Here is a 26,578-nt window from a genome sequence, read left to right as displayed (position 1 = left end):
TCAGATGGAATCTCGCATGGGTGATAATCAGCCCAATTTGTGACTTTATAGTCATGCTCGATTTCATTTTTTTAACTACTTATTGATGTGTTTTATTTAATACTTTTCCACTGAACCTGAATATCCACTTCTAAATCTTCTGTAGCTGTTTTGCCCAGAATAGACTCAAAGTATTCGGCTAAAATACCGCCTTTACCAGGTCTTTTTACCCAGATATTTTCTTTTGTAAATAGCTCTCCTGCCTGAATAGGTCGGATGGTACATACGGTAGCAAAGGCGAAGTCTATTGTTGCTTGCTCCTCTGCTACTGCCTTTTTGTCTCCGCCTCTTTGCAATTGGATGATTTGCGAACCCTCGATCAATTCAGTACAGGCTTGCTCATCCATAGAGCAAACGATGTCTGGACCTTGTCTTTGCATGTGATCCGTAAAGTGCCTTTCCAAAATGGAAGCTCCCAGAGCCACTGCGCCAAAGCAGGCATGATTGGTAATCGTATGATCACTCAGGCCGATTACTGCCTGAGGAAAAGCTTCCTGAAGCTGAGCCATCGCTCCTAATCTAACCAAGTGGTTTGGTGTAGGGTATAAATTGGTAGTATGAAGCAAGGCAAAAGGCACCTTGTGCTTTTCCAGTATAGCCACTGACTTTGCTACGCTGGCCAAATCATTCATTCCTGTACTTAGAATCATAGGCTTCCCAAAGGATGCTATGTGCTCCAGCAAAGGATGGTTATTACACTCGCCAGAACCTATTTTAAATCCTTCTACATCCCAGGAAATCAGTCTATCTGCAGCTGCACGAGAAAAAGGAGTTGATACGAAAATCATCCCCTGTGCCTCCACATATTCTTTAAACTCCAGCTCTTCCTGCTCAGATAGCGCGCAGGTTTGCATGATTTCATAAATACTTTCTTTGGTGTGAGAAGGAATAGTGTTTTTTGCTTCCCGGCTCATTTCATCATCTACAATATGCGTCTGATGCTTCACCATTTCTACTCCTGCGCGCTTAGCAGAATCTACCATTTCCTTTGCTACTTCAAGTGAGCCACCATGGTTGATCCCAATTTCGGCTATCACTAAAGGAGGAAAATCATAGCCTATTTTGCGTCCAGCTATTTCTATATAAGGTTTATTCATTTGCTTGTAGATTTTACCATACGGAGTAACCTCCGTCAATAATTAAATTGTGTCCCACTATATGTTTGGAAGCCTCAGATGCCAAAAATACTATACCCCCATTCATATCAGACTTATGAGCCATATCCCCAGAAGGGTTAAGTTGCTTATATCTTTCATAAAACAAGCCTTCGTGCCCATTCCATACACCACCTGGAGTAAGGGAATTTACCCGAATTTGCTTGTCGGCCCATAAGGTGGCTAAGTACTTGGTGAGGGCAATAACACCTTGCTTGCTAACGCTATAGGCAACAGGCTGGAAAATACCAGTACCTGGGTAAATTCTATGATTGGGACTAACCACCCCGTAAAGACTCGCAATATTAATAATATTACCCTTACCCTGCGTGAGCATTTGCTTTCCGATTACCTGACAACCTAAGAAAACTCCTTTTAGATTGATGTCCATAATCCTATCCCAATCTTCCTCAGGAAAGTCCTCAAATCCAGCTTCAAAATTTGCAGTCTTAGATTGATTGGTGCTGGCGGCACCATTAATTAAGACATCGATTTTGCCGTATTTGTCCAAGATGAGTTTTAAGGCATCTTTCCAAGACTGGGAAGAAGCCACATCCAGACCAATTCCAATAACAGGTAGCTCTTGCCAGGATTTCTCAGCGATGATTGCATCGCACTTGCTTTTATCCAAATCGGCCATGACTACGGTAGCACCTTTTTCAAGTAATGCTAAAGCCATTTCAGGACCTAATAATCCTGCTCCACCGGTGATTAAAACAGTTTTATCACTTAGGTTAAAAATATCGTTCATATGTTTATCAAAGTTTTTCATTATCATCCTCATCCGATAGCTATCGGATCTTGCCAGTTGTATTATTTATTTTGCTTGAGGAGAGGGAAGACCGAAGACCGGAGTCCGAAGTAGCCTCAAGGCTAGTTTTCAATCTATAATAGGTCGTTTTTACTGGGGCAATTCCGGATATAACTATTGTTTTTTACCCATTAAAAACTCCACCAATTCAAAATCCAACAGTGAATCTATATCGATAGCTCTTTCTCTAGGAATAGGGAATATTCTACAGGGCGCTTTACTCCAATGAGGATAGTTATAAAGTGCTGACTTTTTGATCACAAAAGCAGCAGGTGAGAGACTATAGACATCAGGTGCATCTTGTCTTCTTACGATAGGTTTCTCAGATTTTTTTACGATTTCAGCTAATCCATCTTCCCTGATTTCCATCATGTTGAAATAAGGATTTCTTTCTGGCTCATAGCCGGTAATCACTACTTCTGTGGAAGGATTATCCAAAGCAAGTTGAATAGCGCCGTCTATATCAAGAGGCGTTTTCAAAGGAACTGTGACATCCAGATCTACCAAGTACTCTACTTCTACACCATACTCTTTTTCGTAAAACTCAAGTGCATGTATGAATACAGGCCACTTGCTAGCAGAATCAGAGGCTAAATCATCAGGTCTCATGAAAGGCACTTTTGCTCCAAATTCTTTGGCTGTATCAGCAATTTGTTGGGAATCTGTGGAGATAATCAAATCTGCAATCAATTCACTTTGCTGAGCCTGGACAATCGTATGGCCAATTAAAGGAATTCCATGCATTAGCCGTAGATTTTTATTCGGAACACCTTTGGATCCTCCGCGGCAGCAAATTGTAGCTAAAATCATTTAAATAATGGGGATTTTAATATGGTATTGGATTGACTGGAAATTTTGGATGCCATTACAAGTTGAAGGCTTTCTAACCCATGCTCAAAGGTACAAATTCTATCATCTGATTCTGCGTTCATGAAAGCTTTTGCAATTTCTAAATACCTGTCATTTCTCTCGAAACTAGAAAAATCAAACATTTCTTCCTTTTTATCCGATAAGGTGAGAGTTACTGTGCGGGCAGCTAAATCCCATTTAATAGTTCCAAGAGCGCCAGTAAAAACACAGTTTCGGATCAGTACACGCTGATGATAATCCAAATGGATTGTTCCGGTAGCACCAGATTCGAATCGGATCAATACATCTGCAACATCCTCAGTTTCAATTTCTAATTCCGGATTTTCTTGATAGATGGCCGAAACACTTTGTACGCTTCCTAGCAACCAAATCAGGTAATCAAATTCATGTATTAAATCAAGCATCACACCTCCCCCACGTTGGAGAGAAGCGCTCATACCTTTTCTATGGTCTTCGTAAGGTCTCCAATCTGGCAAGTACTGACCTACAAAGGCATTGGCGGAATAAACTTTCCCGATGGCTTTATCATGCAGAAGTTTTCTGACTCTGGTCAAGCCTGGATCAAAATGAAGGTCAAAGCCTACTAGTATTTGAACTCCTTGCTCCGATGCGGTTTTGAATTGCTCCAAATCATCCAAGTTGTGGCTGATAGGCTTCTCCAAATATATTTTAGAAACCTTTGTCTTTAGCAGTTCTTTCAAATGCCCCACATGACTGGCTGTGGGTGAACAGACAAAAGCATGAGTAAATTCTGAAATATTTGGAATGCTTGTAAAGTCTGGATAAACAGGAAAGTCAGGCCAGTGTGATGGGAATTCTTTTCTCCCAGTGATCAAAGTAATCCTGTCATACCCCAATGACAATAGATTAGAAACATGCCTAGTACCGATAGACCCTATTCCAATAACTAAAATATTATCTTGTATATTTAACAAATCTCAAATTTTTTATAGCCTAATATATTGGTGATTATTTAGAATTTATTTTTCAATCTAATATTATTGTAAAAACTCTTAGTATAAGGTAAAAATGGCAAAACTTCCTGCCCCTAATCAGGCATTAAAATATTTAGTATTTTTTTACGCCGCATTAAGCATTGTATACTGGCTATTTATTCTGGCTCCGGGTATTGGAGATGAGGGCTTGATGTCATTATACCTTAGCGAAGGAAACAAGGAAGGCTATTATTGGCTTATTCAAAAGGGAAACTTCTCTCTTCCTTATTCCCTTCTAGTTTATCCTCTAAGCTTCATTTTCCCCAGTTATTTTGCACTGAGAATTGTGAGTCTAGCAGGTGTGATATTTTTATATTTTTACCTTAACCGGAGATTGAATTTTAAGTCTCAAAATTTCAAAAATCATATATTATTCTATTTATTCTCTGGTTCTTTTCTCTTAGGCACCAATGACAATCTGCTTTTTTGCCTTTTAACCGTCTTCTTTACAGAAGTTTATCTCGTATTGGTGAAAAGGCAGGAGAGGATACCACTTTACGCATTAGTATGCATGATTACTTCACTTTTTACTAGGCAAATGGTTATTATTTATTCCCCAATAATCTTAGCAGGATTAATTTTGGTATTTCACCAGAAAAGTATTTTCAGGAAGGAATACCTGGCCACCCTGTCCACTATACTAGTTTGGTTTGTTTTGAATATACCATCTATACAGGCAAATGGGTTCATAAGTTTTGACAACAAAGATACCAATCAGCAAATGGGAATGACTTGGGCACAACGCCAGTATCTTTCTCAAATTAATTTCAACGCGGGCAAACTACCGGAATTCACTCATGTCTCCTGGGAAGAGACCTTTGACTATGTTCAGGAAAATGGTGAGGCAAGCCTTCCTAAAACCAACGTGGAATCAATTTTATTTGACCCTTTACTCACTCTGCAAGAATTTATCAAGGATTTTGCCTACATGATCTATTCGGGATTCAGGCAATGTGGACTAGGAGTGTTTTTCCCAATTTTAGGAGTATGGGGATTTTTAAAGTTCGGAAGTCGCGAACTAGGTTATCTAGGTGGGGCTCAATTATTCACCATGCTAGTAATATCCCTCATGATCATATCGTATATAGAAATTCGCTGGCTAGCTCCTGTATTTATCATGGGAATCATTGGAATTGAAAACGTCAATCGATCTGGAAAAGCTTCAAACTTATTGGATGTCAGCAATCAACTTATCCTGTTTGTTTTAGGATTGTATGGTTCCTGGAGATACATCAATTTGATCTTGGAGAAGCAACCCTTTTTATCCTTGGTTTAAAGAAAACCACTTTTTCAGATTTTTTTTCAGACTTACTGGAAATAGACGCTTAATATGATCTACGCGAGTCATTCCTTCAGGAAAATTCCTTTTAAAAGGTGAATCTTTTTGGATCTTCCAATACTCGGACTTTCTTGGGTGATTACTGTTATACTCCCAAGGTTTGCTTGGGCCTGTATAGTGGATAAGGATAGGAGAATCCACCGCTTCCTTTATTTGTTCAGCAGTCCAGGTCGTTTCGCCGAAATCAAAACCTTCTCTATACAAAATCGCCTGTTGGTTGAATCTGGGAGTCAATTCCAAATAGTCTCCGTCAATAACTGCGTTTAAAGCACATTGATCTACAAACCTGATTTTGTCGGGATGGTTGTGTATAAATTCAAATGCCTTGTTGGTAATATCCATCTCTTTCCAAAGATCAAGATTGATCAGCATGACTCCTGAATTAAAATACGAAGCCGAATCTTTCATTCCTAGGTCCGATTTCCACTTATATATGGGATCAGCTACAGCTGCAAGAACCTTGTTTTCCAAATCAATTTTCAAAAATTCATTCATTGAAGAAACCATAATAATATCAGCATCTAAATAAATTGCTTTTGTAGAAGGAATTAACTCTGGAATGAGAAGTCTATAATAACTAGCTATAGAAAAATGATGTGGAGCAGGGAAATTTTCAAAAGTATCATCATCGAGCTTAATAAATTCAAAGGCAGAGCCTAAGGATTCTACAGTCTTTGAAATTGCATTTTTTTGGCTTTCACCAAGTGCATTACCCATCAAGTAAAACTTGAAACTATAGTCCTGATTAGTTTTCAGGACGGATAGCATAGTAGCCGTTGCGTGGGAAATAAACTTTCCGTCAGCGCAGAATACTATAGGGATTTCAAATGAAATTTTAGAAAGCATTAACTCAATTTTAGTTCGCGTACAAAGCATTTACCCAGTTTTGCATGGGCTATCAAATGCCGGGAATGTTCACTTCCCATATCTTTTAAATTTTGGATATGATCTCCACCATACACAAAAGCAATCTGATCTTTAGTATATACTTCAGACACAGTTTTCCAAAAGGGACATGTAGGAGATGTTCCAAGAACACCCTCATCTGTTCCCATTTTTCCGTAGACTATAAAGTCCCAATGACCTTGATTAATGGAGTTTTCCACATCTTCATCATTAGTAGGAAGCGCTTCTGAATCTGGAGAGGAGGTTAGTCTCCTAGTATAACCAAATCCTTTCCCATAGCACTTGTCAGCCTTTTCCAAGGTGAAGCTATCGTAAAGAAAATCAAGCTTGGGATAGCCATAGCATAGCCCTTTGCCAGACTCTTGAATTCTGCTTAATCCAATAAAAAGCAGTTCTCTCGAATAATTGACATTTGTATCGCAATTCAGGAAGAGGATTTTTTGGTTGGGTTTTACTCCTAGATTTTTCAGGAATCCCTCCCCTACTGCAGAGCAGGAGATATTCTCTTTGCAGTGTTCAAGGATAGCGGTTGCGTATTTTTGATATTTGCTATAGTAATCAGGATTGTCTTTCCATGGTAACAACTCCTTGTTTGCTTGAAGGATCAGTTCTTTTGGGAGATGCGTAAGTGTGTCATTTGGACAAGCTGCTAAGTCTGGGAATGCTGGGATTGTTCCATTGGCAAGGATTTCATAATGCCGGAGGCAGTCCCAGCCTCCCTTTTTCCAGGTATAAGCAAACTGGGATTGAGCGTACATGGCGTAGAAGTCCTTTTCATTTGAGAATCTGTAGGTTTCTCTCAAACCGGGAACTACTTCTGCCCATAAGGAAGTTTTTTCTGGAACCTCATCCAAAATTAATTCATCTGGGATGCAATACCCTAAAGGAAAGATGCGCTCTTCTACCTTTTTCAGGTCATAATATTGTGGGTATAACTTGTCAATTGCTCTGTAAAAATAAGTCTTGACCCTACCTGTGTAGGTTTTCCATTTATTGCTGATTTTCTGGAGAATAGTCATATATCAGTTTCCCTGAACTTGTTTAATCTGACTCATTAAGATCATTTTTTTCTTAAGTCCCTTACTTATATATCTTGAAAAGTAGAATGTAGATGAAAGGAGACCTAGGTTTTCGATGGAATATAACACCTTCCACAGATCTGCAGCATTTCCCATAAAAGAAGTGCTCTGAGACCCGAGGCGGTATCGATAATTGGATAGGGCCATATTTATGCCATAGGCCTTAAACCCTTGCTTCAATATTGCCAAATGGAATACATAATCCTCAGCTTTCACCAGATCCAATTTCAAAAGTGGAAGGGAAACCTGCGTTGTGTCAACCATTATAGTGATGATAGAGAACTGGGGATTTCCTAAAAGCTGCTTGTAGGAGATTTCAGAAGCAAAAGGAACATTGCTTTTACCCATAAATTCCCCGGCTTCAGTAATTCTCTGGAACATAGTGAAGGATACTGCATGCTTTTCCTTTAGCATAAAGGCCAGCTGTATCTCAATCTTTGCAGGCTCATAGGTATCATCTGAATCAAGAAAACATAGAAATTTCCCACTGGACTCTTTGATACCTCTATTTCTAGCTGCCAAAGCACCTGCATTTTTCTCTTGTCTGATCGCCTTTATTCTGGGGTCCTTATCCGCTGCATCTTGACAGATCTTAAAGGAATTATCTGTGGATTGGTCGTCGACCAAGATAAGTTCCCAATTTGTATAGCTCTGATTGGTAACAGAATCGATACAAGCCTGCACAAAACCATGGGTATTGTACACAGGAACTACTACTGAAACCAGGGGTGAGGATATGTCTTTCATATGCTAAAAATTCTTGGACGCATAGTCTTTCACTAAGGAAGCGAATCTCCCACTCCAATATTCCAATGAATTGGATGAAAATTGGTTATGAAGATTTTGACTGATCCTTTGATAAACCTTTGGGTTATGGAGTAAAAATACGACTGCAGCTGCCAGTAATTCCGGTTTTCCAGGAGGGACGAAAAGACAGGTTTCTCCTTCCTGGAGTTCTTTAGCTATTCCACCTACCTTCGTAGAGACGATAGGCATAGCGAATGCTCTGGCCTCATTGATGATCTTTGGTAAACCTTCACTATAGGAAGAAATCATCATGATATCGTGAGACCTATACAATTCAAACAAAGATTCACCAAAAGCTTTATATCCTTCAAACTTCACGCAGTGGGACAAATCCAATTCTTCAACAAAAGCCTTTAGCTCTTCTCCTACCCCTCCTTCGCCAACGATAGTCAATGAAACCGAAATACTCTCATTGATCAATTTGACTGCATTGACCAGGTCGAATAGGCCTTTTTCAGGCTCCAGTCTTCCCACAAAGAGAAGCTTTACATCTTTATTGAATTCTTTTCTGGCTGGCAGTTGCAGTTTTTCTGAAACTATTGAATCACTGACATAAAAATTATTCTGAAAAACCGGTTTGAAGTAATTATACATTTCATCTCCCACGGAAACGATCAGCGCATTTTTATGAAACTGGCTCGCGTAGGCATAAAGAAACTGTGTGAATTTTTTGCCTATAAAGCGATTTACCCCAGAATATCGTACGTGAATTAATGCTTCCAAATTTTGTCGGACGAACAAGACCACTGGTTTTTTTCTACCTACCAGCATTAAAACAAGAAAACTGATGGGGTGAGGCCATGTGAGCCAAAACACATCGAAGTGCCCCACTGCAGACTTCAGCAAATCCTTGGATCTGCTGAGTAAACTAGGCTTTTTGAAAAACTGAGATACACTGGAATAAAAGGGGAATACCAGAACTTCTTCCTTTTTCTCAGTGAAAAAATAATGTCCTAGGTCCTCGGTTTCAATGCATCTGGAGCCTAATTGGAATTCATCAAAATACGTCTCACAGGTAGCCTTAATAAACAAGATATGCGAATCGTCGGCATATATTTTACCCTTGTTCTTTTTTAAAATAAAGTCGTTGTAGGCAAATATCTTCAATGGATAAACTAGCTTTTAGAAAATGTGTGAAATGAGAAAGGCTTATTTATATGAAACTAAGGCTTCAAAAAATGAGATGTGAATGCTGAAAATTCGAAAGAAAATCAAATCAAAATGAAGGAATAACCTAAGCAGGTAACTCTTCCACTTTATCAACAGTCTGAAGTTGGAATCTATTTCTTGCTAATGAATTACCCTTAGAATTACCTTTTCTTCGATTCATTTTTCTATCCTTCACCATAGATCCAATGTTAACACAGGATATCCCCATAAGCAAAGGAGTGATGTAAGTACGCGTAGCAGAATGGAAAGTAGCCAGAAATCCCAATAAAAACAGTGCTATCAATATCCCCTTACTTATAGACTCCGGGGCGTAGCCTTTATTGAGGAAAAATACAACTATGAACAAGATGAAAATTATCAAACCCAAAATCCCATGCTCTGCGATCAACCTTGATAATTCTACGTGGGGAGCATATCCTTTGTATTCATCCCGCATATAGGTGGAAGCTCCTACGCCTACTCCCAACATGCTATGGTCTAAAAACAAATCAACATCCTCCATGAAAATGTCGGATCTATTGGTGGTTATTTTATTGAGGCTTTTTTCTGCACTTCCAGCAAGAGTTCCTTGTGTCTCTCCCATGTAGCGGAGTAGCAGCATTCCACCTGTAATCAGGTTTGCGGCCATCATCACAATAAATAGAAGTATACCTACAGGGAGGATGAATTTCTTAAAATTGGGGATCCGCATTGCCATGCGTTCTTTTACACTCAACTTGGTGAGGTAAAACATTACGACAAAAATAGCTATAAACCCTCCTATCATACCCCCACGGGAAAAAGTCAGAAGACCTTGAATTGTGAAAAGCCCTAGCAATATTCCATCTAGCCATTTATATCCTGAAATCTTATAATTTAACAGAATAGCTACTGCTACAACGAAAACCCCCAATCCCAAGATAGTAGAGACTTGGTTTGATCCAAATCCACCGGCAGTGGCAAAATTAGCCCCCAGAGTGAACTCCACCTCATCCAAGTTGGGGGTACGGATGATTGTAAAAACCAGGACAGAAATAATAGGGTAAACCAAAGGTTTCGACCAGCTAATCAGCGTCTTAAGCTTTAAATTCAATGTGGAATAAAACCAAATTGCAACTCCAATGTTCAAAAGCCCCAATAGGTTGAATTTAATGTCATTAAAGGAAACCTGGTTACTTTCGTCAAACAAGACGGCGGGAATGGATAGAATAATTATCACCACCCCTATCATACCTTTGGCCGTCTGATTCCTACTGAGAAGAATACCTAAAGGGCAAAGAAAAAGCAGAATATATTTCCCTAATTCATAAGGGATAAATGGATCAGATTCTGCCAATCTTCCAAGAGCTTCAAATGATGCAAAATAAATAATGATCTCCGCGATCAAACGGGGTCTTTCAGTTGCACTGACAGTGAATAAATTAATGAAACTGTATCCTAGAGCCACATAAAAAAATATGATCATCGGAAAGGCCGAAATAGTCGCAGATGCACCTAAAAGCACATGAACTATAAACCAAAAAAAAGATTTATTATGTTGTTTTAAAGAATTGAAAAATATGAACATCTTAGCTTAGCCCGTTTAATAGATTAGTATATTTTTCCAAGAAATTCATATTGCCAAATTTAGCTGAGACATGACTGGCAAACAACTCCGCTTTGTCCTTTGCCTCCGAAATATTTACTGCGACATGCTTCATTGCCTTGAGTAGCTCTTCTTTATTTCCCTGCTCCACCAAATAACCGAATTTACCTTTTTCCAATAAGGCTTCGCATTGCCCAACCGCAGTGGTTATTATCGGTACTTTGCCCAATCCCAACTCCAGCAAAGACACAGGTAATCCTTCCACATCAGAACTCAGGACGGCAAATTGAGCTTCTTCCATATAAGGATTCAAATTAAGCTGGGTTCCTTCAATGTGTATCTTATCCATCATTCCCTTTTTCCTGATAATCTCTTTAATCTCCGAGAGGTAAACAGGATTGTCTGTGGAACCTACAAGTTTTAACAGGTATGTAGGGTGTGATGCTACAAATTCCAAAAATGTATTGACCAGTAAGTGATGGTTTTTGGGTGGTTTTAAATTGGCCAAACAAAGAATCACATCTGAGGGATTTTGCCTAGAAACAGGCACAGGTAGATCTGGGAAATTCTGTATATAGGCAACGTTTCGGATTTGGGTCAATTCCTTTTCGATCCAATTTTTAAGTTCTTCATTCACCGTGATGGCTGCGTCAATTGAGCCTGCAAAGAATTTGATTTTATTTCCAAATCGTTGATCATCTCCAGAGAAACCTCCGTAATGTGCGTGCCAAACCAGCTTGGAGGAAGGGATAAATTGTTTTAACAATACTCCCCAGAAAACAGAAGAATCGTGAACATGAATATGAGTGGGGTTGAAGTTTTGTGCTGTGGAAACCAGTTTCTTAAAAGCCCTAAAATCAAAAAATGACTGTTTGTGGAGACAAAGAAAACTCTCCTTCTCCAGTAGGAAGTCATTCATTGGGCCATTTGATCTGCTGGCCACGAGAATATTGGGGATATTTTCATTCGAAAACAGATTTGCAATATTTACAGCCATCCGCTCAGCACCACCGACTGCCATGGAATCTATTAGTTGTAGAATTCTCATTTCAATCGTTCAATTTCTGACTGGAATGTTTCCAAGGTGTAATTTCTGGCCCAGTCCATGGCCGCAGCAGCCATGCGCTCGAATTCCATTTTATCTTCCAATAAAGTTTTCAGTTGCTCAAATATCTCTTGGGGATTTTTATTTACCAATACGCCTCTTTCCCGCTTTTCCCCAATCATTTGAGGCACACAACTCACACGTGAAGTAAAGGGTATACAAGCCCAAAACATGGCCTCAGCTACTGCTTTTGGCCAACCTTCTGTTTCGGAAACGAATATCAGGAAGTGCGACTTTTTAAGTATATCCTTAACTGTGTCGGCATTCACATTTCCCTTGAATATTATATTGTCCTGTAAGCCTAATTGAAGCGATTGAGCTTCCAGCTCTTGCCTCATTACACCATCACCACAGTAGATAAACTCGAAATTAAGACCAGCCTGCTTCATCAAACTTGAAAGTTGCAGACCGATTTCCGGGTTTTTCCCGTCATATAGTGCCCCCACGAAAACCAGGCGAATCTTCTCTTCTATAGCTGGCTTTATTACCTGCTCCTTTTCATTTTCTCTATAACTAGCTGTAAAAAATGGCAATACATTACTCGTACTGTCTGGCCATTGTCCGTAAACCAAAACCTTGGCATTTTTGGTCAGAAATGTAGAATTAGCTATAAATCGTTGAATCTTATATGTCTTTGGCTGCTTGGAATCAACGTCCCAATTACCCGCATACTTGATAGTTTTAGGCTTATTAGGAAACATGACCTGAACAAACATGGCTAAGAGTCCCATATTGCCTGGGATTCTAATGTGAATATGCTTAGCCTTCTTCATAGCCCGGTAAATCTCAGCTATGATAAAAGGTAGGTCTTTTATGGCCTGAATGATTGCCTTGGGGTTTTGTACATGGTAAGCAGGAACCTCTTGGAAAGTAAATGCGGAATGTTTGTACGCTGTATCTATTTTGTCAGGAGTAGAATTCTCCTTCAATGGAGCGACCACCCTAACAGATTTTTCGTTTTCTATCCAAAGGTTCATCTCACGGACATAGGGTCCATAAGCGTAATAGTCTCCATTTTTACTGGTGTGTTGTACACAAGTAATGATTAAGAAATCATCCATTTATCAAAGATTTATAAAATGTGATGTTTGTTAATACATTGGAAACATTAAATACTGAATTCACTTTTTCGTAAGCTCTTATTCCAATTTCATGAAACTGGTCTTTAGCCTCAAAGGCGGTGATAATTGAATTCTCAATACTTGAAACATCCAGAGGATTGCAAAGGAAACCATCAAATCCATGTGTGATTGTTTCAGGGCCGGGCCCCTTGTCTGTAAAAATCACCACTTTACCCATTGCCATAGCTTCAGGAGCTACAAGCCCTTGCGTTTCCATGAAGGAAGGAAAAATACAAATAGCTGCTTTTCCATAAACCTTAGGAATTTCGTCGTGGGCAACTGGAGCGTGAATTCTTATTTGATTTTTTAGATTGGAAGGAATTTTGGAATGGATATAGTCAGTGTATGAATCCCCATTTGGAAAAAACCATTCCTTACCATAGATATCTAAAGTGACTTGGGGAAATTTCAGAGAAACTTTGGCTATAGCATCTACCAAATTCCCAACTCCTTTTTTCTCACAGATAGTTCCTGCAAAAACAAGTGAAAAGTCCTTCACTTCAGGATATGATTCTTGGTAGGCAAAGCGGTTTTGATCAATCATGTATCGGATTGTCGCGAGAGGTTTTCCCTGATATGAAAGGTACTTCGCGGTATGTTCTCTTACATAATCAGAAACTGCTATAAAGGCATCTGCTTTATTAAAGGATCTTTTCTCTTGAAACCCTTTCCATCGGTTAATCCCGCGATTTTCGGATTCGGAGAAAAAATGATGTCCCCCATGCAGACGAATTACATACTTGACGTTAGGCAGCTTTTGTAGAAATGCCAAGCCTAATTCGGAACTTTCAACAATATCCAATGGATGAGAAGCATTGATATCCTTAAGGTATGCATTCAATTTCCTTGCGATGAGCCACCAATTCACTCCGGGAAGGGAAGGTTTGGCAAATCTAATAACTCTCAAATCCCCTAGGCTTTCGTCCTCGGTTCTATTGGAATCATTTGCCCCAAGCACAGTTACTCTATGCCCCGCTTCGGTAAGTGAATGACAAAAAGTATATAGGAAAACCCCTACTCCACCTGGATTGAGTCCGGCTTTTGGGTATTCATGAGAAAGGAAGCAAATGTGCATTATTATAACTTACTGGTAGAAATAAGGAAATCTACTATTCGACTTGAAGAGGAGCTTTTTTGATCTTGGTAAACAATTCTATCCCTCCATAGTAATCGATCTTTTGCGATTTCTGCAGGAGTATCGATAGCTTTCCTAATGGTGGATAAAATCTCTTCAGGTGAATTTATCCAGCCCACGGCATCCAAGTCTGCGAAGGTGCGGAAGTGCTGGAACTGATAAACCCGTTTGATGGACCAAGGATGATCAGGAACTACTTCATAGTTTACGTAAACACCAGGCTTATCAAATTGAGAAAAATCAAGAGCCATAGTTGATCCTACGTTCAATACCACATCAGCATGATATGCGAGATTAACCAACACGGCGATGTCTTCAGGATAAGGGAAATATTTATTCCAGAATTCTCCCTTTTTCCATTTTGGTACCAGAGTTTTTATAAATGGAAATTTATCTAAAACTGATTGATAACGCTCAAATCCTTCGACAGGTACTGGTCTAAATAGTACTTCAATATCCTGTTGATTTTGTAAAGCCTCCCCTATGTCATTGAGATAAATAGGGTCGTGTGGAGAGGTTAAAGAATCATCTCCCGAATAGCAAATCCAGCGTTTTTGAGGATCAAGCCCATTTTCTTCTGCAAATTCAGCTCTTGATTTAATCAGCTTTTGATTAGAATAAAAATCAAACTGAGGGGTGCCAACGATCTGAATATCCTCCTTTTTTATATCTGGAAAATACTTCAACAACTCCTCTTCCATGTATTCCGACCAAACCAAATAATTGGTGGCTCTCATAGGAAGCCGGCCTTTAGGAAGATTATCCCAAGAAAAAATTGCTGCTACTGTTCTGATGCCTAAATCCTGAGCTGCAAGCATGGCAACACCGGCATTAGGTTCACGCTGATGCGTGCAAAACAATATATCTGGATTTATTCTTTTCAGATCCTCTTTGTATTTTCGATAAGCAGCTGATTTTCGATGCTGATGTTGAATAATGGTATCCACCTTTGTGATTTTATCCAAATCTGTAAAGGAGCCTCCCATTATTTCCGCAAAGTAATTAGATATTTTCCCTTTAAAATTCTTCTTAGGCAACCAGTTATCCAAAATAGTAGGGTTTCCCTCCATTTTGGCATTTACTTTTAATCGGCCGTAACCGACACAGTCTCTTAGGAATCTTGGTAAGGGATCTTCTTTATAGAATTGGAATGCGTAATTCTCAAAATTTACTTGAGGGTTTAGGCGCTCCGCCTCCTTCATAACTGAAGGGTCCAATGAATGCCAAACAGCAACATCAACATTGGACTCCTGAAGTAAAGGTATAATATCAGAATATAAATAATTCCTGATACCAATGCCATCAGGAATCAATAAACAGACTTTCATTGGTAGTTGGGAGAATTAATGTTTTTGAATTTGAGATAAAATAGGGTGAAGAGTATTATGCTCTTCAAGATCAACAAAAAATAGAGGCTTCAACAAATCAAGTTCTTCGTCTGATTTATCCCACCATTTTAGGCTTTGCAATTCTTCAATCAAGGATTCTGAAAAACGCTTTCGGATAAGTTTAGCAGGATTGCCAGCTACAATGGAATAAGCTTCAACGTCTCTTGTCACTATAGATCCAGCTGCAAGGATAGCACCGTCGCCGACCGTAACCCCTGCTAATACCACTACGCCATGTCCTATCCACACATCATTGCCGATTTTAATTGGCTTTTCGGACTTGAGTGATTTGAGCTCGCCATCAAATAGCTGACTGTTGATGTAGGTAGTCAGGTGACTTATGGGGTGATTGGTAGGGTGAAATGCCAGGTCTCTTCCCAGTTGGCAATACTTACCAATGGTCACTTTACCTCCAAAAAAATTATTTGTGCCTAGTGTAGTTCTGTAACCTATGTAGGTACTATCTGAGAAAGCACAAAATTCAGGTACGGCGTTACTTCCTCCGAAGTTCACATGATGAACTCCAGTGGCCCACAAAGACACCTTTACCCCATCCTTATACGTGAGGTATGGTCTAATCCAATATTGTACTTTCTGAAAAAGTCTACTTTTAAAACTCATCTCCTAATAAGGTTCATTGACCCCCAAAAAACTAAAATATTGCTTTCTGAATTTGTTGAACAATAACCTGGTTAAAAACTTCCCTATTTTATACTGAGTTTTAGAAAATGATATAGGAGCAGGAATTTCCAAGGAGGCAGAGGCTGCTGAACTATCCATTATATACTGCAACTTTTCCTCCATCCATGGCTGAGGACTATTGCCTAGGTGGTATGCATAGTTACCAAGGGTAGCCAACCTCAAAAAGCCAGCTAAGTCATTGGGCTCATCTACGTAGTCTTCATCACTATTTCCTAGTATTCGAAATTCACAAACATTAGAAGGAGCGGACTCGAAAGCCTCCTTTCTTAACGTCGCCACAAAATGGCCACAGCCTACCACCGCTTCATTGATGCCATTTGAGACGACCAGGTATTTCTCCAAATGTATTTTTTGATACAAATCAGATCCAACACTTTTTTGAAAGTTAATCAAACCTTCAGGGTCTTGTACATCCCGAAATTTGATTTTACCCTTGAAAAGACCATAGTACAGCGTAGAAGCTGTGCTGTACAAAAATCCTTTACTACTAGGTACAGGGGAAACCATACCTGCCTCCGGGAAATCAACAAATACTTGCTCCACCTGATTTTGCCAATCAGGTAAAAACATCACATCGGCATCAGAAATCGTAATGAGGGGCTCTAAATTGCTCTTAATTATAGAATAAATAGCATTGATCTTGCCTAGATTTTCCCGGGTATAAAACACCTGATCAATGAGCTGATTTGATTTCTGATAGTCATAAATCAACTGAATAACCTCTTCACAGCAGCCATTAATAATAATTGAAATTCGAGTATCAGAATGGACTGTTTTCAACAATGATTCTATGCAATACTTAAATATCGTCTTAGCATCTTTAAAATAGTCCGTTTTAAGTTCTGGTATATAAACTGCGAGAATAACTCTATGTGTAGAAGAGATCTCCATTTTATGATCAGCCTTAGAAGGATTGGTCCCTTTTCTCATTGAAATCCTAATTAAGAGTTACCTGTGCGATTTTATTAGAAATTGACTCATTGGAATAACTTTCAATGTATCGATTCCTCAATCTTGTTCTTATTTCTGTTATCGTGTCCTTTTCAGCCTTTACTAGAGATTGAATGGTATTTTCGAGAGAATTATTAGCATCAACAAGCAACTGCTCATCAGCAAGTCTTCCTGCCATGGCACCTACTCGCTTAGAGAGGATGATCTTCCCAGCAGCCATAGCCTCTACCCCAGTCATGGGACCGGTTTCTTCCGTAGAATTAATGATAAGTGCATCGAACTGTGAATACATTTGGTCCATTTGAGAAGAAGGGTAGAAACCTCTGATTTCTACATTGGACAATTTATTCTGAGCAATCAATTTTTTATAGACCGACTCTAATTCTCCTTGACCAAAAATCAACAGCTTAAGGTCAGGAACTTGGGCAAATTTCAAAATAACTTCTTCTACCTGCTTGACTTCCATAAACAAGCCTATCATAGCGAAAGTAGCTAAGGAAGAAGTAATTGGAATTTGCAATAATTTCTCTTCTTCTATGGCTGTTTGATCTACAAAATGGGTTGAGATAGCAGGAGAATAGTCAAATAGCAAAGCAGGATCATGAAAAACATATTTCCTATAGGGTAAGGAACTCAGGCCTGCATCTCGCTTAAGATTGGTAAAATCGAATATGGTACCAGTAAATCTAATCAATACGCTTGTTTGAGAGGAGGATTCAAAAATCAATCTTTCTCTTGAGCTATCGGTGATAAAAAGTATAATGTGATCAAATCTAGTTGAAAAAGACTCCCACTTTCTGGATAAGTAAAAATTGTCTCTGTGCCTTTTGAATGGTTTTGAACCCCAAATCCGCAATGCCAATTTTCCAAGGAGTGATTTTGAAGAAAATGGGGTAAGGATATCTAAAGACTCGTAAACAGGAATAGATCCAAAATATGGGTTAGCATTAAACATACTGAAAACACTTACCTCACAGTCAGCAAGTGTAAGGGCATTGGCCCAGACCTTCATTTCCTCCAAGCGCCCACCTACCCCGGCGGCATTCAATGGACCTACAAGAAGAATTTTCTTACCCTTAATCAAAATTCCTGCAATTGAACCATTCTTCTAAAATTGACATCAGAACTAAACAACTGTTCGAAGTCTCCTGAAGATTTGATTCTACCCTTATCTATAAGGTATATTTTGTCTACATTCTTGATCGTACTTAGTCTGTGAGCAATTAGTATGATCGTATATTTCCCCTGAAGGGAATTAATATTTTCCTGGATGATTTTCTCAGAGTCACTGTCCAACGCAGATGTAGCTTCATCAAAGACGATAATTTCCACTTCTTTATACAGCTCTCTTGCGATAGATATTCTTTGCTTTTGTCCACCGCTAGCCTTAACACCATTATCTCCTAGGATCATCTCCTCACCTTCGGGAAGTTCATTTACAAAATCAACCAGGTTGGCCATTTCTATGGCCTTCCAGAATTGGGCTAAATTTACTGGGGTCTTATCTGCCCAGAAAGTCACATTATTAAAGATGGAGTCATTAAAGATGACAGGCTCCTGCGTGATGTAACCTACTCTAGAGCGAAGCTCTAGCATATTGATCGTAGATCTAGACAGGCCATTAACTTGTATTTCACCACCGATTTGGTCAAACAATCCAACTATCAGGTTAACCAAGGTAGTTTTACCACTTCCGCTTGGACCAACGAAGGCTATGGTTTCGTTTTTATTGATGGTAAGATCTATGTTTGATAAGATTTCAGCTCCGTCTTTAAACCCGAAGACTACGTCTGTAAGGACGATGGAATCAAGCTTTCCAAAAGCTGTTGAACCTTTGATTTCCTCCTCTCCTTTTTCGAAAAGCTCTATTATCTCTGTGGATGATACTATACCTCCAAATTGTGATATAAAAGTCTGCCAGCTAGATTGTACACTGATGACATAATTCAATGCACGGTAAAAGAACATCAAACTCAAAAGAATGCTAGCCAAAGCACCACCAAGTAAATTAACTTGGATCAGTATAACTAAAATTACAATGACTAGTACAATAGGCTCTCGAAGACCATTTAATAGAGAATTATATAAGCCAATTCTTTGCTGAAGATTCTCAATATCATCTATCTGGTCGACTAGTTTTTGTTTGTATTTCTTAAAGTAGGAAGTTGCTTTGAGGTATTTAAAATGCTGAACTGCCTGAATTAAGAAGGATTGGAAATGGTGTCCTTTATTAGAAATACTGATAGACGCAGCTTCAGTTCTGCGAAACAACATTTTAAAAAAGAGATTTGAAATAAATCCTCCAACGCTCACCAAGATTGCAAATTGCCAATTGGAAAAGAATGCAAGCCCCATATATACTACCAGAAGCACGGCATATTGTAGGGTATTGAAGTAGCTTATAAAAGATGCAGTAACCTTGTAAACTTCCGCTGATAAGGTGTTTTGGATACGACCTGCATCCATACCTACGAAATTCTGATAGCTTACATTTTCCAAACCACGCAACATCTGAAAACGCAGTTTTTTAACAAAGAATATTTGAAGAGATACTTTATAGTAACTATCCCAAAATTTAAAAACCCCTTTTGAAATAAACAAAATGGTCATAAATAGAAGAATGTTACTTATGGACAGACTGAACCCTATTGAATTCATAAAATCCAATAGGAAATCCATTTGGCCTAATTCAGGATTTGCCTGAGATGAGGAATCATCTACTGCCACTTGAAAAAGTGGGATAAATAAAGCGAGGCCAAACCCATCGAGTAGGCCCACTAGCAAACTAAGAAGAATTAAAACGAAAATTTTAAATCTTAAATACGAGAAGAAAAAAAAGAAGTATTTAAAATTCTTTTGAATGATACCTTTGATATTCATTAATAAGGTTGAGCTATAAAAAAAGAAGGGCTTGAAATTCTAACCCTTCTTTCAATAATTTTATTTTGACTTTTTATCATCTTCGTAGTAGCCATATCCGTAGCCATACGAGTAACCATAGCCATAAGCAACTTTTTTAGAATCGGCCACGCCATTAAATATGCCAAAAATATTCTTGACTCCTTTATTTGTCTTGAGCCCGTTAACAGCATCAATAAATGTTCTCTGACTGTAATTCTGTCTAAATACAAACAAGCTACAATCTACAAGGGTTAGCAAATCCAAGGTTTCACTAACCAAGCCTACTGGAGGAGTATCCAGAACTACTACGTCGTAGTTTGCTTTCAAGTGATTTAGAAGTAATTCAAACCTTGAATCAAACAATAATTCTGCAGGATTTGGAGGTGTAGGTCCTGCTACAATCACATCAAGGTTACTGTATTTGGTATCGGAGATAATCTTAGTAAAATCTTCCAATTGACCACTTAAGAAGGTGGAAAGGCCTATATCATTCTTCAACTCAAAATTGCTGAATATTTTAGGCTTTCTCATATCACAACCTACCAGCACGGTCTTTTTACCAGTTAGGCTATAAGCAGCAGCCAAGTTCATGGCGCAGAAGGTTTTTCCTTCACCTGAAATAGTAGAAGTTACCAAAAATGTGAGTTGCTTATCCTTTGGAAGAATAAACTTCATATTGGCTCTTAAGGATCTAAAGGATTCAGATATACCAGATTTTTTCTGATCGAAAACCACCAGGTTACTTAGGTTTTTCTTGTTTAGAAGAACTGTACCCAAAAGAGGGATTTTAAGCTTGTTCTCCAAGAAGTGAACATCTTCAATTTTGGTTCTGAATAGTTCTCTTATGACTACGAAAGCTACAGGCAAGAATAAACCAATCAAGAAAGCAATCATATAATTTTTAAGAGGAGTAGGACTGATTTGATACCCACCCTTTGCAGGCTCTACAATTTTATTGTTGGCCTCATTTGAAGCTTTTGAAATAGCAGCTTCAGCCCTCCTTTCCATTAAGTAATTATAGATATTCTCACTTAAGGTGAATTCACGTTGAATTCTAATCAAATTCTGCTCTGTCTTAGGAAGGCTTGCAAATGACTTATCAATATCTGCAATCCTACTTCTCAAATCCTTAATAAGCGCTATAGAATTAAGATCTACATTGGAAAGATTCTCACGAATGGACTTATTAAGGTCTGATATTTTTCTGTTTGCTTCTATTACTGCTGGGGAAGCTTCTGTCTGGCTAGCAAGCATTCTAGATTTTTCAGCTTGAAGCTCGAGCAAATTTTTGATCAACCCATTTAAAAAAGGATCTTCAATGCCTAGACCTGAAGGGACAATTACGTCTTGGTAACTTTCGTTTGCCAGATAATCTTTAAGACTCTGATAATAGGTTCTCTTAAATTCCTCTTGAGCCAATTGATTTTCATATTCGATCAATCGTTCGTAAACAGAAGAGCTTTCAGAGCTCAGGCTATAAATTTTGTTGGATGACTTGAAATTCTCTAATTGATTTTCAAAATATCTCAGTGAATCAGCAACACCAGCAACTTGGGAATCAATAAAATTGACGGTTTTACTAGCAGATTGATTCTTTTGATCCAACTCCATCTCAAGAAATATCCGCATTAACGTATTGAGATATACTTGTCCTTTTTGCAAGTTAGGGCTAGTCACCGACATCAACATGATGGAAGCACCTCTCTCTACGGGTTCAATACTCAAAGAGCCCGAATAAGAATTGGCCAATGAATTTAAATCTCTTAATCTGACTAGAATACTTCCAGTTTTTTCAGAAGAGACTTTCAATACTTTTATATCCAACTCATTATTCTTGAGTTGCTCATTAAATTTAAATTTTACTGGTTCTGGATTAAACTGAAAAGCAACCTTACTTCCGTCTGGAAGTAATTTGTTGTAAGCCTCATCCACGTATGAAAGCGTATAATCAGTTTCATTTTCCCATTCAATTTTTAAATACCCATCGATAGTTTGAGGGCTTTTCCAATTGACTTCTATAATCACAGGTTTGCTTTGGTAGATTTCTGAATCTACAAACGTTCCTTCTATGAAATATTCAACCTGAAAATCAAGTTCCTTCAGCACTTCTAATGCAACCGGCTTAGATTTAAGAATGATGGTTTCGTTTTGAAGGCCCATACTTGAGCTTTCGATAATTGAAGGGGATCCAAAGAAAGCAAGAGGGCTTTCCTTTTCTTTAATGAAAAACATGGACTCCACTTTAAAAAGTGGAGAAGACATTTTAGTATATAGAAAACCTAGTGCCAAACAAACTATAACAGAAATCAAGATAATTAACCACCTCTGCTTTAGCTTGTTAAAAATAGCATTCAGTTCAAATCCTGAATCTTCGACTACAAAGTCATTTTCGTTACTTTCAAAATTCATAATGCGTAGAAATTATCTGACGATAGTCAAAATAAGGGCAATTGTGGATACTGTTGAGGTAATTAAGGCTAAAGTCTGTATAAAGTTTGTACCAGCTCCAAGTTCTCTCACTTTTAGAGGTTCTGCATACAGGACATCATTAGTCCTTAAAAAATAAAATTCTGAGCCTAATAGATTTCTATCGTTTAGGTTGATTTTGTGAATCTGGCTACCGTCTGGATACTGACGAAGTAATATTATTTCGTCGCGCTTGGCAATGGTAGTCAAGTCACCTGCAGCTGCAAGGGCTTCAAAAATTGTAACTCTACTTTGTAAGATTGTCTGCTTACCTGGACCATTAAATTCACCTAAGGCACTAAATCTGATTCCTCCCAATCTAATTCTAACAAAAAAGCCGTCATCTGGTACATAGACTTGTACTTTCTTTTCAATCAAAGCCTTAGCCTCCTCTGTAGTCAATCCTATAAGTTTCATTTCACCCAATAAAGGGAGCTCAACTATACCTTCTTCATTCAATGTGTAGCCGTTCATGAAGAAAACATCTCCTCCATTCTGACCCATATTCATGGATGTGCTTCCTGCCTCTCCTGATATGATGCTGAAGATCTCATTAAGCTCAGGGCTAGTAGTTTTGATATTTATTTCAACTATATCATAGCTTTGAAATCTATATTTTTCTTCATTGTACGGGTACTTCTCGCTTGAATAAACGTTAGGAGTACTATCTTCTAGCTCCTGCATGTAAACAAGTTTTTTGTTTGACACACATGATGAAAACATGAATATTATAACAAAAAATTGAAGGATTCTCATTGAATTCATGAACATGGGTTATTTAAAATTTCGGCTAAATTAGTATAAATTTTTATCAATAAATTCCTGAGCAGTTATAATCTTGCATCAATTAGACTTTTATCAAGATATCCTTTCACATCATAGATAACCTGAGTTTTTGATTTTTCTAAGGTAAGACCTGCAAATTCCTTATGAGAAACTGCAAGAATGATAGCAGAATAAGGGGTTAGATCTGGAGCTTCTGTGCCAGACATGATTTCCACACCGTATTCATGGCTCACTTCTACAGGGTTGGCCCAAGGATCGTATACATCCACATTGATATCATAAGTTCTCAATTCGTTATAGATATCAATCACTCGGGTATTACGTACGTCTGGACAATCTTCTTTGAATGTGAAACCTAAGATCATCACTTTAGCATCGATCACTTTTAGATCCTTGCGCATCATCAATTTGATCACTTCAGTAGCCACATGTTTTCCCATGCTATCGTTCAATCGACGACCTGCAAGGATGATTTCAGGATGATACCCCATTTCCTGAGCTTTTTGTGCTAAATAAAATGGATCTACACCAATGCAATGTCCACCAACTAGCCCTGGCTTGAATTTCAGGAAGTTCCATTTGGTACCAGCTGCTTCCAGCACCTCATTGGTGTCTATTCCTAATAAATTAAAGATCTTAGAAAGCTCATTTACAAAAGCAATATTGATATCACGCTGGGAGTTTTCGATTACTTTGGCAGCCTCGGCAACTTTGATAGAAGTGGCTTTGTGTGTACCTGCTGTAATAACAGTGAGGTACAATTGATCAACAAACTCAGCTATCTCTGGAGTAGAACCAGAAGTGACTTTAAGAATCTTGGCAACCGTATGCTCTTTGTCACCTGGGTTGATTCGCTCTGGAGAGTATCCTGCAAAAAAGTCCTCATTGTATTTCAATCCCGATACGTTTTCTAAAACTGGCACACATTCGTCTTCAGTGACTCCCGGGTAAACGGTGGATTCGTAGATTACCACGTCTCCTTTTTTCAGGTACTTTCCAATATTTTCAGATGCTTTGAGCATTGGCGTAAGTACCGGACGGTTATGTTTATCCGTAGGCGTAGGAACAGTTACTATATAAACATTACAATCAGCAAGTGCTTCAGACTGATTAGTTGGTAGAAGACCATTTTCCCTACTGAAAGAAAAATCTTTTACTAACACCTTCTGAAGCATGTCATTCTCCACTTCGCGCGTGTTGTCTACACCACTATTAAGCTCTCCTACTCTTTTTGTATCTATATCAAAACCTACTGTAGGGTATTTCTTGGCAAACTCTACCGCCAATGGCAGTCCAACATACCCTAAGCCGATAATGGCAATCTTTACGTCTTTTAAATCTTCTCTCATTACTAATTATTTTTGAAAATAACCATTTAAAAATCTGATCTCTCTATTATAATATTCTATAGCTTCGCTCTTTCAGTCCCAGAACTTAGCATGTTTGACAGGACAACCTTTACTTCCTCACTGATACAACTCAGCTCTAAAAAGATCTCTGCCATATTGTTAACTTAATTTTTCGCTAAAACGAGTACTAAATTTACTCATTCCAAATAAGGAGCAAAACTAACAGGATTTAAGCGATTTTAAACTTTCCTTCTAATACTTGTGATGAATCTGATAGATTAAATTTAAAGTTCCAGAGAAAGTCCAAAGCTTCTGTCCCTTCGGGAAATCTGAAGTTGATCCCGCTAAATTCTCCCATTGGTAGTTAACGCCCTGAATCACTTGGGCTTTACTACTTAGTATAAATCTATCCCACTGATGATCCCATAGTATTCCCATACTGAAATCTATCCAAGGTCTCTTGTTCGGATTATTTCCAAATGACCTGTAATAAAAGTCTTGATGATTTTCTATTCGTTGGAGCAGAATCCCGACCTTATTCAGGTTTGAAACCTGGGAAACTTCCAAAATCTGTGCATTGCCGCCCACTCCTATTCCCACACCCATAGATTGCCCCTCATTGGTAAATCCCCGTACCTGATAGTGCGTATGCCAACTGGTATTTCCTGAGTTGAGATCAGGGTATCGAATGTATCTATTCACAGATTCAGCTTGTTGTACGATTTCTCCCCTTACCTGATAATATTGGTCTTGCTTACCTGTTTTGAAAAGCTTGGAAAAGCCTAAAAGATATGCTCTGGCATGCTCCGGACTCAAAATAAAGTCCCTCCAATCATAACTGTGATCCTGCTTACCAAATTCTGCGTATGCCTCAAAATTACCTTTTGAATTGAAATACCGTAAGAAAAATGCGATCTGTTGGTCTTGTCCCTTAGAGTCATAGACGACTGAATTATCATTACTGAAAAGCTTCACTTTCTGGAATGGTTCAAGCACAGGAATTCGACCTCGGAAAGTGTTTGGTACATCTTCATTGTATTGCTGGAAAGTCCTGCTAAATCCTGCAAAAAAATTAGGCAGGAACACTGGCTGATAGGTTAAGGTGATTCCGCTGACGTATCGCCAATCTCCTCTAAAAGGTCTGGCAAAAATGCCATTGAGGCGTTCATTTTGGGATGGGAGTATCCCGGAATCTTCTGCCCTGCCCATAATCAACTCAGCTTCCAGTTTTCCTATGAAAATATTTGCAGGACGACTTGTGCGAAGGTATAAGTGCTTCATTCCCCTAGCGTTATTACTGAAAATCAGGGAATTGAACTGACCAGGTCCCCACCAAATATTCTGCGTGGAGGCTCCAAGTTCTACTGGTCCAACATTTAAGCTAACGTATGACTGGCCCCACCAAGCAAAGGAATTATACTCCTTAGTAAACCGCTCCGGGTGATCTCCAAAATTCCAATACCTGAATCTGGCAAAAAGGGTATTATCAGAGTAATTCTCCCCAAATCCTTGATAGGCTTTATTTTGACTTGCTACAAACTCTGGTCTGAACTGAAATTTCAAAAAGAATAATTTACCATATACTCCTGGAGAAAGTAGCGACTGAATCCCAGTGCTATTCATCATACTAGAATTACCCCAGCCATAGGGTCTATTGGAGTTGAAAACTGTTGTGCTCAGAACTGGTAAGAGTTCTAGGTGAACTTTACTTGTTTTGATTGGCAAAGTATCATCTAAAGCATTAAAACGGTTTTGTTTTAAACTCACTATAGGTCTTAGACCAAAAGAGAAATCTTTTATCTCCTCAGCTCCTAATAGCTGCTGCCTTCTTAGACTTTCTTCCAATACAGGAAAACCTGCTGGAATAGTCTGAGATAAGGTGGTATTAGAAAAAAGCAACCCCAAAAGGCAAGTGCTTAAAAAGAAATAATACCTCAATT

Annotated in this window: 22 protein-coding genes; 1 reads left to right on the top strand and 21 read right to left on the bottom strand. The window is 38.6% G+C overall.

From position 1 onward, the window contains the following. Positions 1 to 92: 92 nt before the first annotated feature. The 4 genes from ESV85_RS14615 to ESV85_RS14600 all read right to left on the bottom strand — a co-directional run bounded on the left by ESV85_RS14615 (position 93) and on the right by ESV85_RS14600 (position 3,809). Entirely contained in the window at positions 93 to 1,136 is a 1,044-nt protein-coding gene (locus ESV85_RS14615) for an N-acetylneuraminate synthase family protein (protein WP_146918810.1), read from the bottom strand. A gap of 13 nt (positions 1,137 to 1,149) precedes the next feature. Beyond that, complete coding sequence (locus ESV85_RS14610; protein WP_191322019.1) at positions 1,150 to 1,944, bottom strand: SDR family oxidoreductase; 795 nt, start codon at positions 1,942 to 1,944, stop codon at positions 1,150 to 1,152. Between the two features lie 174 nt (positions 1,945 to 2,118). Further along, complete coding sequence (locus ESV85_RS14605; protein WP_146918806.1) at positions 2,119 to 2,814, bottom strand: cytidylyltransferase domain-containing protein; 696 nt, start codon at positions 2,812 to 2,814, stop codon at positions 2,119 to 2,121. Next, positions 2,811 to 3,809 carry a Gfo/Idh/MocA family protein gene (locus ESV85_RS14600; RefSeq protein WP_146918804.1) on the bottom strand — a complete coding sequence of 333 codons (999 nt, stop codon included), beginning with the start codon at positions 3,807 to 3,809 and terminating at the stop codon, positions 2,811 to 2,813. Before ESV85_RS14600 ends, ESV85_RS14605 begins: the two co-directional genes overlap by 4 nt. Positions 3,810 to 3,903: 94 nt before the next feature. Here ESV85_RS14600 and ESV85_RS14595 point away from each other — a divergent pair, with 94 nt between their 5' ends. Beyond that, complete coding sequence (locus tag ESV85_RS14595) at positions 3,904 to 5,145, top strand: hypothetical protein (protein WP_146918802.1); 1,242 nt, start codon at positions 3,904 to 3,906, stop codon at positions 5,143 to 5,145. On the opposite strand, the gene ESV85_RS14590 is transcribed toward ESV85_RS14595, so the two are convergent. From ESV85_RS14590 to ESV85_RS14510, 17 genes are all read right to left on the bottom strand, one after another. After that, on the bottom strand, positions 5,131 to 6,054 hold the full coding sequence (locus ESV85_RS14590; protein WP_191322018.1) for a glycosyltransferase family 8 protein: 924 nt from the start codon (positions 6,052 to 6,054) through the stop codon (positions 5,131 to 5,133). The two genes, ESV85_RS14595 and ESV85_RS14590, sit on opposite strands and share 15 nt — an antisense overlap. After that, entirely contained in the window at positions 6,054 to 7,133 is a 1,080-nt protein-coding gene (locus tag ESV85_RS14585) for a hypothetical protein (protein ID WP_146918798.1), read from the bottom strand. The genes ESV85_RS14590 and ESV85_RS14585 overlap by 1 nt, the downstream gene beginning before the upstream one ends. Positions 7,134 to 7,136: 3 nt before the next feature. Beyond that, positions 7,137 to 7,940: a glycosyltransferase family 2 protein gene (locus tag ESV85_RS14580; RefSeq protein ID WP_146918796.1), complete on the bottom strand. Its 804-nt coding sequence runs from the start codon at positions 7,938 to 7,940 to the stop codon at positions 7,137 to 7,139. A 3-nt stretch (positions 7,941 to 7,943) separates the two neighbouring features. After that, on the bottom strand, positions 7,944 to 9,107 hold the full coding sequence (locus tag ESV85_RS14575; RefSeq protein ID WP_146918794.1) for a glycosyltransferase family 4 protein: 1,164 nt from the start codon (positions 9,105 to 9,107) through the stop codon (positions 7,944 to 7,946). Positions 9,108 to 9,234: 127 nt separating this feature from the next. Further along, positions 9,235 to 10,614 carry an O-antigen ligase family protein gene (locus tag ESV85_RS14570; protein ID WP_191322017.1) on the bottom strand — a complete coding sequence of 460 codons (1,380 nt, stop codon included), beginning with the start codon at positions 10,612 to 10,614 and terminating at the stop codon, positions 9,235 to 9,237. A gap of 103 nt (positions 10,615 to 10,717) precedes the next feature. Then, positions 10,718 to 11,782, bottom strand: coding sequence for a glycosyltransferase (locus ESV85_RS14565; RefSeq protein ID WP_146918790.1), 1,065 nt, complete (start codon positions 11,780 to 11,782; stop codon positions 10,718 to 10,720). Further along, the gene (locus ESV85_RS14560; RefSeq protein WP_146918788.1) at positions 11,779 to 12,900 is read right to left on the bottom strand and encodes a glycosyltransferase family 4 protein; all 1,122 of its coding nucleotides are present in this window, start codon (positions 12,898 to 12,900) and stop codon (positions 11,779 to 11,781) included. Before ESV85_RS14560 ends, ESV85_RS14565 begins: the two co-directional genes overlap by 4 nt. Further along, positions 12,893 to 14,035 carry a glycosyltransferase family 4 protein gene (locus ESV85_RS14555; protein ID WP_146918787.1) on the bottom strand — a complete coding sequence of 381 codons (1,143 nt, stop codon included), beginning with the start codon at positions 14,033 to 14,035 and terminating at the stop codon, positions 12,893 to 12,895. Before ESV85_RS14555 ends, ESV85_RS14560 begins: the two co-directional genes overlap by 8 nt. 2 nt (positions 14,036 to 14,037) lie before the next feature. Beyond that, on the bottom strand, positions 14,038 to 15,423 hold the full coding sequence (locus ESV85_RS14550) for a hypothetical protein (protein ID WP_146918785.1): 1,386 nt from the start codon (positions 15,421 to 15,423) through the stop codon (positions 14,038 to 14,040). 15 nt (positions 15,424 to 15,438) lie between these two features. Beyond that, positions 15,439 to 16,104, bottom strand: a complete 666-nt coding sequence (locus tag ESV85_RS14545) for a CatB-related O-acetyltransferase (protein ID WP_146918783.1) — start codon at positions 16,102 to 16,104, stop codon at positions 15,439 to 15,441. 3 nt (positions 16,105 to 16,107) lie between these two features. After that, positions 16,108 to 17,115 carry a glycosyltransferase family A protein gene (locus ESV85_RS14540; RefSeq protein ID WP_146918782.1) on the bottom strand — a complete coding sequence of 336 codons (1,008 nt, stop codon included), beginning with the start codon at positions 17,113 to 17,115 and terminating at the stop codon, positions 16,108 to 16,110. A 7-nt stretch (positions 17,116 to 17,122) separates the two neighbouring features. Then, the gene (locus tag ESV85_RS14535; RefSeq protein WP_146918780.1) at positions 17,123 to 18,220 is read right to left on the bottom strand and encodes a glycosyltransferase family 4 protein; all 1,098 of its coding nucleotides are present in this window, start codon (positions 18,218 to 18,220) and stop codon (positions 17,123 to 17,125) included. Next, the gene (locus ESV85_RS14530; RefSeq protein ID WP_191322016.1) at positions 18,217 to 19,920 is read right to left on the bottom strand and encodes an ABC transporter ATP-binding protein; all 1,704 of its coding nucleotides are present in this window, start codon (positions 19,918 to 19,920) and stop codon (positions 18,217 to 18,219) included. The genes ESV85_RS14535 and ESV85_RS14530 overlap by 4 nt, the downstream gene beginning before the upstream one ends. A gap of 156 nt (positions 19,921 to 20,076) precedes the next feature. Next, complete coding sequence (locus ESV85_RS14525) at positions 20,077 to 22,446, bottom strand: GumC family protein (RefSeq protein WP_146918776.1); 2,370 nt, start codon at positions 22,444 to 22,446, stop codon at positions 20,077 to 20,079. Between the two features lie 12 nt (positions 22,447 to 22,458). Continuing rightward, on the bottom strand, positions 22,459 to 23,187 hold the full coding sequence (locus ESV85_RS14520; RefSeq protein WP_146918774.1) for a polysaccharide biosynthesis/export family protein: 729 nt from the start codon (positions 23,185 to 23,187) through the stop codon (positions 22,459 to 22,461). 146 nt (positions 23,188 to 23,333) lie between these two features. Further along, a complete protein-coding gene (locus ESV85_RS14515) occupies positions 23,334 to 24,638 on the bottom strand; it encodes a nucleotide sugar dehydrogenase (protein WP_146918772.1) in 1,305 nt (434 codons plus the stop codon). A gap of 252 nt (positions 24,639 to 24,890) precedes the next feature. Then, the gene (locus ESV85_RS14510; RefSeq protein WP_146918771.1) at positions 24,891 to 26,576 is read right to left on the bottom strand and encodes a capsule assembly Wzi family protein; all 1,686 of its coding nucleotides are present in this window, start codon (positions 26,574 to 26,576) and stop codon (positions 24,891 to 24,893) included. Positions 26,577 to 26,578: the final 2 nt, after the last annotated feature.

This window comes from Algoriphagus aquimarinus, assembly GCF_007997215.1.
Classification (GTDB): domain Bacteria; phylum Bacteroidota; class Bacteroidia; order Cytophagales; family Cyclobacteriaceae; genus Algoriphagus; species Algoriphagus aquimarinus_A.
The sequence above is the reverse complement of the archived record's forward strand: the minus strand, read 5'-3'. Positions and strand labels throughout refer to the sequence as shown.

Bases quoted from the DNA above. Each gene is read 5' to 3' on its own strand.
- ESV85_RS14610 (WP_191322019.1), bottom strand. From the start codon at position 1,944: ATGAACGATATTTTTAACCTAAGTGATAAAACTGTTTTAATCACCGGT.
- ESV85_RS14605 (WP_146918806.1), bottom strand. From the start codon at position 2,814: ATGATTTTAGCTACAATTTGCTGCCGCGGAGGATCCAAAGGTGTTCCG.
- ESV85_RS14515 (WP_146918772.1), bottom strand. From the start codon at position 24,638: ATGAGAGAAGATTTAAAAGACGTAAAGATTGCCATTATCGGCTTAGGG.
- ESV85_RS14560 (WP_146918788.1), bottom strand. From the start codon at position 12,900: ATGGATGATTTCTTAATCATTACTTGTGTACAACACACCAGTAAAAAT.
- ESV85_RS14525 (WP_146918776.1), bottom strand. From the start codon at position 22,446: ATGAATTTTGAAAGTAACGAAAATGACTTTGTAGTCGAAGATTCAGGA.
- ESV85_RS14520 (WP_146918774.1), bottom strand. From the start codon at position 23,187: ATGCAGGAGCTAGAAGATAGTACTCCTAACGTTTATTCAAGCGAGAAG.
- ESV85_RS14585 (WP_146918798.1), bottom strand. From the start codon at position 7,133: ATGACTATTCTCCAGAAAATCAGCAATAAATGGAAAACCTACACAGGT.
- ESV85_RS14595 (WP_146918802.1), top strand. From the start codon at position 3,904: ATGGCAAAACTTCCTGCCCCTAATCAGGCATTAAAATATTTAGTATTT.
- ESV85_RS14570 (WP_191322017.1), bottom strand. From the start codon at position 10,614: ATGATCATATTTTTTTATGTGGCTCTAGGATACAGTTTCATTAATTTA.
- ESV85_RS14590 (WP_191322018.1), bottom strand. From the start codon at position 6,054: ATGCTTTCTAAAATTTCATTTGAAATCCCTATAGTATTCTGCGCTGAC.
- ESV85_RS14540 (WP_146918782.1), bottom strand. From the start codon at position 17,115: ATGAGAAAAGGGACCAATCCTTCTAAGGCTGATCATAAAATGGAGATC.
- ESV85_RS14580 (WP_146918796.1), bottom strand. From the start codon at position 7,940: ATGAAAGACATATCCTCACCCCTGGTTTCAGTAGTAGTTCCTGTGTAC.
- ESV85_RS14565 (WP_146918790.1), bottom strand. From the start codon at position 11,782: ATGAGAATTCTACAACTAATAGATTCCATGGCAGTCGGTGGTGCTGAG.
- ESV85_RS14545 (WP_146918783.1), bottom strand. From the start codon at position 16,104: ATGAGTTTTAAAAGTAGACTTTTTCAGAAAGTACAATATTGGATTAGA.
- ESV85_RS14550 (WP_146918785.1), bottom strand. From the start codon at position 15,423: ATGAAAGTCTGTTTATTGATTCCTGATGGCATTGGTATCAGGAATTAT.
- ESV85_RS14615 (WP_146918810.1), bottom strand. From the start codon at position 1,136: ATGAATAAACCTTATATAGAAATAGCTGGACGCAAAATAGGCTATGAT.
- ESV85_RS14555 (WP_146918787.1), bottom strand. From the start codon at position 14,035: ATGCACATTTGCTTCCTTTCTCATGAATACCCAAAAGCCGGACTCAAT.